The sequence below is a fragment of the Micromonospora trifolii genome, assembly GCF_022229005.1.
GTDB classification, from domain to species: Bacteria; Actinomycetota; Actinomycetes; order Mycobacteriales; family Micromonosporaceae; genus Micromonospora; species Micromonospora trifolii.
On sequence record NZ_JAKKFD010000029.1, the window covers coordinates 80406 to 92827 of the forward strand.

The window sequence follows — 12422 nt, forward strand, 5'->3', positions numbered from 1 at the left end:
ACGTTCCTTCCTCAGTCCCAGTCCAGGCCGCCGCGCCGCCACACGTAGGCGTACGCAACGAAGACCGCGACGATGAACAGGACCATCTCCACGAAGCCGAAGATCGGCAGAGCGTCGAACGAGACCGCCCAGGGGTAGAGGAAGATGATCTCGATGTCGAAGACGATGAAGAGCATCGCCGTCAGGTAGAACTTGATCGGGAACCGCCCGCCGCCGACCGGCTGCGGGCTGGGCTCGATGCCGCACTCGTAAGCCTCGAGTTTGGCCTTGTTGTAGCGACGGGGACCGGCGAAGCGGGCGGCGCCAACGGAAAACAGCGAGAACGCCGCGGCGAGGGCGAACAGCCCGATGATCGGTGCGTAAGGCGAGAGCGACATCGTTTTCTCCTGCTCGTCCTTCCCTGCCCTCGGTGCTTGACGAAAATCACACTATTCACGTCCCTCGCAGTGGCAGTCGGCGGGGGTCGATCTTTGTCAGCGTCGGGGCTGTGACCAGCGCCGATGCCGTCCTACTTATACGGCTGGGGCGGCCTTCGTCATCGCGTTGATGACCCGATCCATCGCGTCCCCGCCACGCGGGTCGGTCAGGTTGGCCAACAGCTTGAGCACGAAACGCATCAGCGTCGGGTGCGGCATGCCGTGTTTGGTGGCGATCCGCATGATCTCGGGGCGACCGATGAGTTTCACGAAGATGCCGCCCAACCGGTAGTAACCACCGAGCCGGGCCTTCAGTTCGTTCGGGTACGCCAGCAGAGCGCGCTCCCGTTCCGGGCCGGCCGGCCGGGCGAGTGCCTGGACCATGACCTCGGCGGCCAGTTCGCCGGACTCCATCGCGTACGCGATGCCCTCACCGTTGAACGGGTTGACCATGCCGCCCGAGTCGCCGACCAGGAGCACGCCCCGGGTGTAGTGGGGCACCCGGTTGAAGCCCATCGGCAGCGCGGCGCCGAGGATCGGGCCGTCGGCGTTGGTCTCGTCGGTCATTCCCCAGTCTTCCGGGGTGTTGGCGAGCCAGTCGGTGAGCAGCCGGCGGTAGTTGGTCTTGCCGAACGCCGAGGACGAGTTGAGCACGCCGAGCCCGACGTTGACCCGTCCGTCACCGAGGCCGAAGATCCAGCCGTACCCGGGCAGCAGGTTGTCGCCGCTGTCCTTGCTGCGTAGCTCCAGCCAGGACTCCAGGTAGTTGTCCTCGTGCTTGGCCGGCGAGTTGTAGTAGCGGCGGACGGCCACACCGATCGGCCGGTCCTCCCGCTTGGCCAGCCCGAGCGCGAGCGGGAACCGGCCGGAGACGCCGTCCGCCGCGACGACCAGCGGGGCGTGGAAGGTGGTGGGCTCCTTGCCCGGCCCGACCTCCGCCTCGACTCCGGTGACGCGGCCATCGCCGTCGAGCACCGGGCCCAGCACGTTGACGCTGGTCCGCAGCTTCGCGCCGGCGGCCACCGCCCGCTGGGCGAGCAGGTCGTCGAAGTCCAGACGCGTACGCACCAGACCGTAGTTCGGGAAGCTGGCCAGCTCCGGCCAGTCCAGTTCGAGGCGCACCCCGCCGCCGATGACCCGCAGGCCGCGGTTGTGCAGCCAGCCGGCCTCGGGCGAGGTGTCCACACCCATCCGGATGAGCTGGCGCACCGCGCGCGGGGTCAACCCGTCGCCGCAGACCTTCTCCCGGGGGAACTCGGTCTTCTCCAACAACAGCACCCGTACGCCGTGCCGGGCCAGGTGGTACGCAGTCGCTGATCCACCGGGACCGGCGCCCACGACAATGACGTCGGCGTCATGTTCCACCGCGGTCATTCGCGCCTCCTCCCGCACGCTCGTGAAATGCTTCACAAGCCAGACGGGACGAGTGTATGACCGGCGTCATACCAGCGCAGGATCAGGGGTACCTAACTCGCCGATGTGACAGCTCATCACCGTCCACAGCAGTCAGGTGTCAGGCCGAGCTGGCGGCGTCCAGGCCCGCGTCGACCCGAATTGTCTCCGGTAGATGCTCGCGGAGCGCCCCGCCCGCCGCCCGGTCCAGTGCCGCCAACACCTCGGCGACCACCTGCCGGACCTCCACCGGGTCGGCCCCGGCCAACTCGCGCAACTGGGCGATGAGTTCGGCCGCGTCGTCGTCGGTGGCGGCCACCGGGTCCGCCGGGTCTGCTCCGGTCATGCGATCGAGCGTACCGGGCAAAGTGGACTAAAGCCTGATATTAACGGAACCTGAATAATGTCCGTACCGGCTGGGCGTGGCCCGTCCGCTACTCGCGGATCCCCCGGTGCAGGGCCACCACACCACCGGTCAGGTTGCGCCATGCCACGCGCCCCCACCCGGCCGCGGCCACCCGGCCGGCCAGCGCGGACTGCGCCGGCCAGGCCCGGACCGACTCGGCGAGATAGACGTACGCCTCGGGGTTGCTCGACACCGTGCGGGCCACCACCGGCAACGACCGCATCAGGTACGACAGGTAGACAGTCCGGAAGACCGGGTTGACCGGGGTGCTGAACTCGCAGACCACCAGCCGGCCACCCGGCCGGGTCACCCGCGCCAGCTCACGCAGCGCCGCGTCGGTGTCGTTGACGTTGCGCAGCGCGAAGGAGATGGTGACCGCGTCGAAGCTGGCGTCGGCGAACGGCAACCGCAGCGCGTCCCCGGCCAGCAGCGGCACCTCGGGCCGGGCCCGCTTGCCGGTGTGCAGCATGCCCAGCGACAGGTCCACCCCGACCGCGTACGCCCCGGACTGGGCCAGCTCGCGCGTCGAGACGCCGGTGCCCGCCCCCACGTCCAGCACCCGCTCGCCCGGCCGCAGCCCGAGCGCCGCCCGGGTGGCCCGCCGCCAGGAGCGGTCCTGGCCCAGCGAGATCACCGTGTTGGTCAGGTCGTAACGCTCTGCCACGCCGTCGAACATCGCGGCGACCTCGTGCGGCTGCTTGTCCAGACTGGCGCGCTGGCCCTGCGGGGTACGGCTCACCCCTCCACTCTGCCAGCCGCCCGCCAACCGACGCGCGCTGGGTGGGGCGGCACGCACCCCGTACGCGAAGGGGCGGGGTGGTCGCCCACCCCGCCCTCGCGTCGTGCCCGCGTCCATGACACCTCGGTCAGGACGCCTGTCGCATCGCACCCGTCACGGTCGCGCCGCTCGTGCGCACCGCTGGTCAGGACACCGGTGTCAGTCGGTCGACTTCTCGTCGGTCGGCGAGACCAGGACCACCTTGCGACGACGCGTGAGCACCAACAGCGCCCCGCCCACCAGCAGGATGATGACACCAATGCCGCCGATCAGGCCGACCTGCACACCGGTCACCGGCAGGCCGCCACCACCCGAGCCGCCACCGGTGGAGCCACCACCGGCACCCGGCGAGACGGTCGTGCCCGGCGTCGTCGTACCGCTCGGGATCGGCGTCGGAGTGGCCGTGGCGGTCGGCGTGACAGTCGCGGTCGGCGTGACAGTCGGCGTCGCGGTCGCGGTCGGCGTCGCCGTCGGGGTGACCGTCGGCGCCTGCGTCGGAGTGACCGTCGGCGTCGGAGTCGTCGACTCGGTCGGAGTGACCGTCGGCGTCGGGGTCGGCGTCTCCGTCGGCGTCGGGGTCGGCGTCTCCGTCGGGGTAACCGTCGGCGTCGGGGTCGGCGTCTCCGTCGGCGTCGGGGTCGGCGTCTCCGTCGGGGTAACCGTCGGCGTCGGGGTCGGCGTCTCCGTCGGGGTGACCGTCGGCGTCGGGGTCGGCGTCTCCGTCGGAGTGACCGTCGGCGTCGGGGTCGGCGTCTCCGTCGGGCTCGGCGTCTCCGTCGGAGTGACCGTCGGCGTCGGCGTCGGCGATTCCGTCGGGGTGACCGTCGGCGTGGGCGTCGGCGTCGGGTCGTCGGCCAGGTCGACGAAGACGTCGAAGATCGCCTGGTTGTCACCCTCGTCGATCTCGGTGAAGGCCTTCCGCTGAGCGGCGCTGGCCCGCCGCGGCTGCTCCTCGGGCTTTCCGGCTGCCGCGTCCAGACCGTGTGCCACCAGCTCGCCGACCCGCAGCACCGGCTCGGTGACGTCGGTGCCGACGGTCACCTTGATGTCCGCCGTGTAGTAGTCACCGGGCCGGATGACAGCGCCGTCGTCCTGACAGAGCGCCTGAGTGACGCCGAAGGTCTGCGTGGTGCACGTGTCCGGCAGGGTGTCGAAGGTGACGCCCGCCGGGAGGGTGAGCACGTAGGCGAGGCCGGTGGCCTTGCGGCTGCCGTCGTTGTAGACAGCCCAGTCGACCGGCACCGTCTCGCCCGGCCGCACCGGCCGAAGGTCGGGGTCGTCGCCGTTGACACCGTTCACCACGACGTTCGCGTTGACGTCCTGCACCCAACTGGTCAGGTCGTACCCGGGCTCGGTGACGGTGATGTCGTGCTCGACCTTGTTGTCTTCCTCGTTGGGGTCCTCGGTCGCCGAGCGGAGGGTGACCACCAGGGTGCCGGCGGCGCCCCTACCACCGGTGGAGAAGATCGGGATACCGAAGTCCTCGCTGGTGCCGGCGGCCAGGTCGCCGAGACGGCAGGTGAACTTCTTGCCGTTCACCCGGCAGCCGTCGGGCACCACGACCCGGACCTTGTTCGTCTTCAGCTTGCTGGTGTCCACCGTGTAACTGACACCCTTGGCGTCTTCCTTGCTCCGGGTGTTGTCGACCGAGAACTTGAACGGCTTGCTCTTGGCCTCCGTGACACCCTTGGCCAGGTTGTAGCTGAGTGGCACCAGGGCCAGGTCGGCCTCCTCGGCCGCCAGCACTGGGGCGGCCACGGCGGCGATGCCGCCGGCCGCGAGCAGCGCCACGACACTGGCGCGCACCAGCGTCGAGCGGTGGAACGCTGTCATCAGTCCCCCGGGGGTAGGGAAGAAAGAATGGTTGCGGAACGAGCGGACGCTATCGGAGGCTGATCTTCCCCGCCAGCAGGCGGAGCCGTTTTTCATCCGTCCGGTCCGAGCTGGGCAGACAGTACGGGCGGGATGGTCACCCATCCCGCCCGTACTGCCGTGCGTTATATGAACGACCCGCAGCGGGCCGATGGAGGACAGCCCCGTCGGTCGACGGTGGTGACGGATATGAGCCGGGACGCTAGCCGCCGACGATCATCTCCACCAGCCCCGCACCGGACAGGCTGACGCTGCGGCGGCGGGGACCACCCGTACCGCCGGGGGGTGATCCGGCGGGAGCATGAGCGTCGATCAGCCGAACGGCCGGGTGTCGACAGTCAGCTGACGTCCACCAGGGGCAGGGTACGGGCGGGATGGTCACCCATCCCGCCCGTACCGCCGTGCATCTATGTGAACGACCCTCGCGGGTCGCTGGAGGACATCTCTCAGGCCGTTGGCGTCTCGTCGCCCGGCGCCACCAGGACGACCCGCCGTCGCCGCGCTACCAGGAACATCAGACCACCGGCGAGCAGCACCGCGGCGCCGATCCCGCCGATGAGGCCCGCCTTGGCGCCGGTCACCGGGAGGCCGCCGCCGTCGCCACCGCCGTCGCCACCGTCTTCGCCACCGCCGCCAGAGCCGCCCTTGGCTGCCACGACAACCGCGTACGCGTCGGTGTTGTCTGTGTCGTCGATGTCGCGCACCTCGGCGGCCTGCTCCGTCGTAGCGGCCTTGAGGAACGACGGGAGAGCCGTCTTCCTGGCGGCGAGGTTGGCGTTGGTGGCCGGCAGTTGGCCGAGCGCGGCAACGGTGCCGCTGCCGCCCTGAAGGGTGACCGGCGCCTTGACGTCCGCGGCGACCTTCACCGGGAAGACGCCCGCGAGAATTTCTTCCGGCGCTACCTGCAGCAGAGGTGTGGGGCAGTCGGCGATCCGCCGGTCCTGCGAGTAGGTGCACTCCCGCACCTGCTCGGTGAAGGTCACGCCCTTCGGCAGGGCGAGGTTGAGTTTGATGCCGTCGGCGATCACGTCGCCCTGGTTGATGATCTCGACAATCACCTGGGTCTCGGTGCCGGGCATCAGCAGCGGCGGCTGCTCCGACGGCGAGACCTGGAACTTGACGTCCGGTACGACGATGCCCATGTCGACGCCGCTCTCGTCGGTCAGCGTCAGATCGGCGGACGCGGTGTTGTTGTTCGGCGTGCTGTCATCCTCGGATTCGAGCGAGAACCTGAGCGGAGCCGTGTAGGGCAGCTCAACGCCCTCCTCCGCCTTCATCACGACGATCGGAACCTCGATGGTCTCACCGGGACCGGGAACCTCGTCGTCCTGGACGCGGCAGGTGACATTCTCCGGCCGCTCGAGGCCGTCGAGTGTGCACGGCGTGGGGGTCACCGGCGCCACCTCGACGCGGTCGAAATCGACCTTCGAGATGTCGAGCTTGATCAGGAAGTTGGTCGGAGTGCCGGGTCCGTTGTTCTTGATCTTGGCGAACGCCACCTTGGCCTCGGCGCCCGCCGCGACCCTGGTGCCTGCCATCTCGACTGACAGGTCGGTGGGGGTGCCGGTGGCGTGCGCCGGGGCGCCGAAGGCGGCGAGGGCGCCGGAGGCGAGGAGCGCCACCGCGCCGAGCCGCGCCAGCGGCCGGTTACGGAAGATCATGAAAGGGTCCCCCCGCAGGGTAGAGGAAAGGTACGGGCGGGGACGTTAGCCGGCCTCGATCACTCCCGCAGCCCGGAACTGGGCCAAGTCGGCAGTGACGCCACGAGTGACCCGAGGATTGTCCGGATTGATGGCGGTTGTTGTGCCGAATCGACGATGGCCGTCGGCACAAGATTCACCGTATCGACACCCGTGGGTGACCGTTCACCTGGTGGACCGCCCGACGTCGCGGGGTCGAGCGGTCAGCTGACGTCCACCAGGGGCAGGGACTTCCCCGCGCCACCGCCGGGCAGCGCGATCGAGGAGAAGTGCGAGACCACCCGCTCGTCGGTAGGGTCGTCGGCCGGCGTGTGGTGCACGGCGAGCCGGTTGTAGAGGGTGTCGCGCTGCGCGGGGATCCGGTCCGCCGAGCGGATCATGCCGATCAGCTCGTGCAGGTTGGAACGGTGCCGGGCACCGGCGGAGGAGATGACGTTCTCCTCCAGCATGATCGAGCCGAGGTCGTCCACGCCCATGTGCAACGAGAGCTGCCCGACGTCCTTGCCGGTGGTCAACCAGGACGCCTGGAGGTGCGGCACCGTCTCGAAGAAGAGGCGGGCCACCGCGACCAGACGCAGGTATTCCAAGGTGGTCGCCTGGGTGCGGCCCTTCAGGTGGTTGTTCTCCGGCTGGTACGTCCACGGGATGAACGACCGGAAACCGCGGGTGCGGTCCTGCACGTCGCGGATCATGCGCAGGTGCTCGATCCGCTCGGCGTGCGTCTCGCCGGTGCCCATCATCATGGTGGCGGTCGACTCGATGCCCTGCCGGTGGGCCAGCTCCATGACCTCCAGCCAGCGCTCGCCCGACTCCTTCAGGGGCGCGATGGCCTTGCGGGGCCGCTCGGGAAGCATCTCCGCGCCGGCGCCGGCGATCGAGTCCAGGCCGGCGGTCTTGATCCGGGCAATGGCCTCGTCCAGGCTCACCCCGGAGACCTTGGCCATGTGCAGGATCTCGCTGGGGCCGATCGAGTGGATGACCAACTGCGGGTACGCCTGCTTGACCGAGGAGAACAGCTCCTCGTAGTACTCCACGCCGTAGTCCGGGTGGTGCCCGCCCTGGAGCATCACCTGGGTGGCGCCCAGCTCGACCGCCTCGCCGCACCGGCGAAGGATCTCCTCGGTCGGGTGGGTCCACCCTTCCTTGTGCTTGGGCGCCCGGTAGAACGCGCAGAACTTGCACGCCGTCACGCAGACGTTCGTGTAGTTGATGTTGCGATCGATCAGGTAGGTGACGACGTTGTCCGGGTAGCGTCGCCGACGCACCGCGTCCGCCGCCTCGCCCAACGCGTGGAAGGGCGCCTCGGTGTAGAGCAGCAGCGCCTCCTCGGGCGTGATCCGCCCGCCGTCCGCGCCGCGCTGCAGGATGTCGTCGATCTCCCGGCTCACCGTCACACCCCGAGCCTACGCCGGCCACCCGCCTTGCCCCTGAGGGGTGCTTGAGGCTGTGATTCGCTCCGCACAGGGCCGGATCGCGCTGGAGGCAGCACCGAAACGGGGCCACCCCCATACCCCTCCGCGATCTTGCATTTACTGTCGCGACACACGGGGCATTCCGTGCATATCGGCGACCGAAACTGCAAGATCGCGGAAAGGTATTGGCGGACGGTCAGGCGTCGTAGTCGACAGTGAGCTTGTCGGTGGTCGGGCTGGACTGGCAGGTCAGCACGTAGCCGGCCGCCAACTCGTCGGGCTCCAGCGCGTAGTTGCGAGCCATCGTGACGGCGCCGTCGACGACCTTCGCCTTGCAGGTCGAACAGACGCCACCCTTGCAGGCGTACGGCAGCTCGCCCCGCACCTTCAGCGCGGCGTCCAGCACCCGTTCCTCGCGACCCATCGTGAAGCTCGACGACCGGCCGTCCAGCACGATTGTCACCTCGGCCCCGATGCCCACCTGGTCGACGGGTCGGCGCACCGGCTCCGGCGGGGTGTCGACGTGGAACAGCTCGGTGTGCACCGCCGACTCGGGCAGCCCGCGCGCGGTCAGCACGTCCCGGACGTCGACCACCATGCCGTACGGGCCGCAGAGGAACCACTCCTCGATCAGGTCGCCCGGCACGATGGTGCCCAGCAACCGGCCCAGCCGCTCGGCGTCGATCCGACCGGAGAGCAGCGGCGACTCGCCCTGCTCCCGGGAGAGGACGTGCACCAGGTGCAGCCGGGTGGGGTACCTGTCCTTCAGGTCGGCCAACTCCTCGGCGAACATCACAGTGTTCGCCGTGCGGTTGCCGTACACCAGTGTGAAGGTGCTGGCCGGCTCGACGGCCAGGGCGGTCGCGACCAGCCCGAGCACCGGGGTGATGCCGGAGCCGGCGACGACCGCGCCGTAGTGCCGCACCCGGTTCGGGGCGAAAGCCGTCGTGAAGGTGCCCAGCGGCGGCAGCACCTCGACGGTGTCGCCACCGCGCAGCGCCCCACAGGCGAACGCCGAGAAGGCGCCGCCGGGGATCTCCCGCACCCCGATCCGCAACCGGCCGTGCCGCGCCAGGTCGTCGGGGGTGGAGCAGATCGAGTACGACCGGCGCACGTCCGCGCCGTCCTCGGCGACTCGCCGGACCGTGAGGTGCTGACCGGCGCGGAACGCGAAGGTCTCCCGCAGTTCCTCGGGTACGGCGAAGGTCACCGCCACGGAGTCGTCGGTGAGCCGGTCGACGGCGGCGACGGACAACGGGTGGAAGACCGGCCGGCGGCGAACCGGGCGGGTGATGGTGACAGTCACAGCGCCTTCAGGTGGTCGAAGGGTTCGGAGCAGGAACGGCACCGCCACAACGCCTTGCACGCGGTGGAGCCGAACCGGCTGACCTGCTCGGTCTCCGGCGAGCCGCACTGCGGGCAGCGGACCGCGAGCGTCAGCGACACGACGCCGGCGGCGGGCACCGGGGCCGGCGGGGCGATCCCGGCGGCGGCGAGCTTGACCCGCCCACCCTCGGAGATCCAGTCGGTGCTCCACGGTGGGCTGTAGACGGTCTGGACGTCTGCGTCCGGGTGGCCGGCGGCGGTGAGCGCGCTGCGGATGTCGGCCCGGATCACGTCCATCGCCGGGCAGCCGGTGTAGGTCGGGGTGATGGTGACTGTGACCCGGCCGCTGGCCGGATCCTCCTCGACCGCCCGCAGGATGCCCAGCTCGTCGATGGTGATGACCCGGATCTCCGGGTCCACGACGCTGGCCGCGGCCGTCCTCGCGTCTGTCACCAGGCCGTCTTCGTTCGCGACTGCGGGGCTCCGCTGCGCTGCACTCCTCGCGCTCACCACTTCGCTCCGGGGTGGGCGCGGTGCAGCACCTGCATCTCGGCGAGCAGGAAGGCCAGGTGCTCGGTGTGCACACCGGCCCGCCCACCGGCGGGGGCCCAGGCGCTGTCCGGCTGGGTGAGCGTCGCCTCGGCCAGCACCGGGCCGACGACCTCGTCGAACGCCGTCCGCACCGTGGCCGGGTCGACCGGCGCCGCCGGGTCCGCGGCGAACAGCTCGTGGGTGTACGGCCACACCTGGTCGACGGCCGCCTGCATCCGGCGGTGCGACTCCTCGGTGCCGTCACCGAGCCGCTTCACCCACAGCGCGCCATGGTCCAGGTGGTACGCCGACTCCTTGCGCGCCTTCGCGCCGATCGCGGCCAACCGCTCGTCCGCGCAGCCGGCCAGCGCCGAGTACAGCGGCAGTTGGTACGCCGCCAGGAAGAACAGCTTCGCCATCGTCACCGCGAAGTCGTCGTTGGGCAGCTCGACCAGTAGCGCGTTGCGGAACTCGCGGTCGTCGCGCAGGTATGCCAGTGCGTCCTCGTCGCGGCCGGCGCTCTCCAGTTCGCCCGCGTACGACAGCAGCAGGCGGGCCGCGCCGAGCTGGTCGAGGGCGATGTTGGCCAGCGCGATGTCCTCCTCCATCTCCGGCGCGCGGGTGGTCCACTCGGCCAGCCGCTGGGCCGCGATCAACGCGTCGTCGCCGAGAGCGAGTGTGAAGTCGAAGGGGCCGTTCACGCCGTCACCTCGCTGCGCTCGGCGGCGGCGCGAAGCGCCCCGCTGCTGTGCTGGCTGGTTCGCTCGCTCCGCTCGCTTCCCGCCACCACCTCGCTGCGCTCGGCGGCGGCGCGAAGCGCCCCGCTGCTGTGCTGGCTGGTTCGCTCGCTCCGCTCGCTCACAGGTGGGCCACCCCGTCCGGCACCTCGTAGAAGGTGGGGTGGCGGTAGACCTTGTCGGCGGCCGGGTCGAAGAAGGAGTCCTTCTCGTCCGGGCTGGACGCGGTGATCGCGCCGGCCGGCACCACCCAGATCGACACGCCCTCCTGGCGGCGGGTGTAGAGGTCGCGGGCGTTGCGCAGGGCAAGCTCGGCGTCGGGGGCGTGCAGGCTGCCGACGTGGGTGTGCGACAGCCCGCGCCGGGCCCGCACGAAGACCTCCCACAAAGGCGAATGACTCGTCATGCCAGGTTGCTCGGCTTGCTCGCTACGCTCGCTCACGCGGCCACCGTCTCCTTCTGTCCCGCCCGCTTCGCGGCGTACGCCGCGGCGGCCTCGCGTACCCAGTTGCCGTCGGCGTGCGCGGCCCGGCGGTGGGCCATCCGCTCCCGGTTGCACGGCCCGTTGCCGGAGATCACCTGCATCAGCTCGTCATAGTCCGGCTGGGTGTAGTCGTACGCCTGCCGCTCGTCGTTCCAGCGCAGGTCCTCGTCGGGGATGCGCAGCCCGAGGATCCCGGCCTGCTGGACGCACATGTCGACGAAGCGTTGACGCAGGTCATCGTTCGAGAAGCGCTTGATCTTCCAGGCCATCGACTGGGCGGAGTGCGTGGAGTCGCCGTCCGGCGGGCCGAACATGGCCAGCGACGGGTACCACCAGCGGTCCACAGCGTCCTGGGCCATCGCCTGCTGCGCGGGGGTGCCGTGCGCCAGGGTGTGCAGGATCTCGTAGCCCTGCCGCTGGTGGAACGACTCCTCCTTGCAGACCCGGATCATCGCGCGGGCGTACGGGCCGTAGGAGCAGCGGCAGAGCGGCACCTGGTTGACGATCGCCGCGCCGTCCACCAGCCAGCCGATGGCGCCAACGTCGGCCCAGCTCAGGGTGGGGTAGTTGAAGATGGAGCTGTACTTCTGGCGGCCGTCGAGCAGCAGTTGGACCAGCTCGTCGCGGCTGATGCCGAGGGTCTCGGCGGCGGCGTAGAGGTAGAGGCCGTGACCCGCCTCGTCCTGCACCTTGGCCAGCAGGATCGCCTTGCGCTTGAGCGACGGTGCCCGACTGATCCAGTTGCCCTCCGGCTGCATGCCGATGATCTCGGAGTGGGCGTGCTGGGCGATCTGCCGGATCAGCGTCCGCCGGTACGCGTCAGGCATCCAGTCGCGGGGCTCGATCTTCTGCTCGGCGTCGACCACCTCGGTGAAGTACGCCGCCAGGTCCTCGTCCGGCGCGGGGCCGACACACCGGCCGCGCGCCGCCGCTGCCCGCAGCTCGGCCTCGGCGGCCTCGACCTCGCCCAGCAAACCGCCGGACGCGTCGTCGGGGGCGCCGTTCGGGGCGGAGAAGTCGTTGCCATACATGAGGCTAAGTGTTACAGCTTGCGCCACGTTGCACCAGGGGGTGTAACAGGAATCCGAGCATCCCATCTGTGAGCGGATGAGCGCTTTGCGCTACCTGAGGGGCGTTATATCGCCGTGACTTAGGCCACGAAACAAAGGTGAATCACTGCAAAAAACTCATACCGGCCCCATATCCCGCCTTTATCGCAGGTTGCCTAGTGTCGAACCCTGGCGGTCTGCCGGTCCGGACGTAGACTTCTGCCGGACAACCGATCGGCTGCCGACATCGACATCTCCACAGAGGCCACCTCCCCCGGCCTCGGCGATCGCACCCGATTCGTCCCGACGACAAGCCGGT

12 protein-coding genes and 1 pseudogene are annotated in these 12422 nt (G+C 69.9%); all 13 read right to left on the reverse strand.

The window, feature by feature from the left end; translation table 11 throughout:
* Nucleotides 1-11 precede the first annotated feature (11 nt).
* Nucleotides 12-377, reverse strand: coding sequence for an NADH-quinone oxidoreductase subunit A (locus NIE79_RS19390; RefSeq protein ID WP_007454588.1), 366 nt, complete (start codon nucleotides 375-377; stop codon nucleotides 12-14).
* A gap of 135 nt (nucleotides 378-512) precedes the next feature.
* Nucleotides 513-1790 carry a geranylgeranyl reductase family protein gene (locus NIE79_RS19395; RefSeq protein WP_238679898.1) on the reverse strand — a complete coding sequence of 426 codons (1278 nt, stop codon included), beginning with the start codon at nucleotides 1788-1790 and terminating at the stop codon, nucleotides 513-515.
* A gap of 139 nt (nucleotides 1791-1929) precedes the next feature.
* Nucleotides 1930-2154 carry a hypothetical protein gene (locus NIE79_RS19400; RefSeq protein ID WP_238679899.1) on the reverse strand — a complete coding sequence of 75 codons (225 nt, stop codon included), beginning with the start codon at nucleotides 2152-2154 and terminating at the stop codon, nucleotides 1930-1932.
* 88 nt (nucleotides 2155-2242) lie between these two features.
* A complete protein-coding gene (locus tag NIE79_RS19405; protein WP_308193194.1) occupies nucleotides 2243-2953 on the reverse strand; it encodes a demethylmenaquinone methyltransferase in 711 nt (236 codons plus the stop codon).
* Between the two features lie 816 nt (nucleotides 2954-3769).
* Nucleotides 3770-4825: pseudogene (locus tag NIE79_RS34225) on the reverse strand (cell wall anchor protein); the annotation flags it as partial.
* Nucleotides 4826-5310: 485 nt separating this feature from the next.
* On the reverse strand, nucleotides 5311-6525 hold the full coding sequence (locus NIE79_RS19415) for a COG1361 family protein (protein ID WP_238679901.1): 1215 nt from the start codon (nucleotides 6523-6525) through the stop codon (nucleotides 5311-5313).
* Nucleotides 6526-6767: 242 nt separating this feature from the next.
* Entirely contained in the window at nucleotides 6768-7958 is a 1191-nt protein-coding gene (gene mqnC / locus NIE79_RS19420) for a cyclic dehypoxanthinyl futalosine synthase (protein ID WP_112585678.1), read from the reverse strand.
* A gap of 214 nt (nucleotides 7959-8172) precedes the next feature.
* A complete protein-coding gene (gene paaE, locus NIE79_RS19425; RefSeq protein WP_238679902.1) occupies nucleotides 8173-9282 on the reverse strand; it encodes a 1,2-phenylacetyl-CoA epoxidase subunit PaaE in 1110 nt (369 codons plus the stop codon).
* Nucleotides 9279-9755 carry a 1,2-phenylacetyl-CoA epoxidase subunit PaaD gene (gene paaD / locus NIE79_RS19430; protein WP_238679903.1) on the reverse strand — a complete coding sequence of 159 codons (477 nt, stop codon included), beginning with the start codon at nucleotides 9753-9755 and terminating at the stop codon, nucleotides 9279-9281. Before paaD ends, paaE begins: the two co-directional genes overlap by 4 nt.
* A gap of 53 nt (nucleotides 9756-9808) precedes the next feature.
* Nucleotides 9809-10534 carry a 1,2-phenylacetyl-CoA epoxidase subunit PaaC gene (paaC, locus tag NIE79_RS19435; RefSeq protein ID WP_238679904.1) on the reverse strand — a complete coding sequence of 242 codons (726 nt, stop codon included), beginning with the start codon at nucleotides 10532-10534 and terminating at the stop codon, nucleotides 9809-9811.
* A complete protein-coding gene (locus NIE79_RS19440; protein WP_238679905.1) occupies nucleotides 10531-10695 on the reverse strand; it encodes a hypothetical protein in 165 nt (54 codons plus the stop codon). The genes paaC and NIE79_RS19440 overlap by 4 nt, the downstream gene beginning before the upstream one ends.
* The gene (gene paaB / locus NIE79_RS19445) at nucleotides 10692-11012 is read right to left on the reverse strand and encodes a 1,2-phenylacetyl-CoA epoxidase subunit PaaB (protein WP_372471667.1); all 321 of its coding nucleotides are present in this window, start codon (nucleotides 11010-11012) and stop codon (nucleotides 10692-10694) included. Before paaB ends, NIE79_RS19440 begins: the two co-directional genes overlap by 4 nt.
* The gene (paaA, locus tag NIE79_RS19450) at nucleotides 11009-12085 is read right to left on the reverse strand and encodes a 1,2-phenylacetyl-CoA epoxidase subunit PaaA (RefSeq protein WP_238679906.1); all 1077 of its coding nucleotides are present in this window, start codon (nucleotides 12083-12085) and stop codon (nucleotides 11009-11011) included. Before paaA ends, paaB begins: the two co-directional genes overlap by 4 nt.
* Nucleotides 12086-12422: the final 337 nt, after the last annotated feature.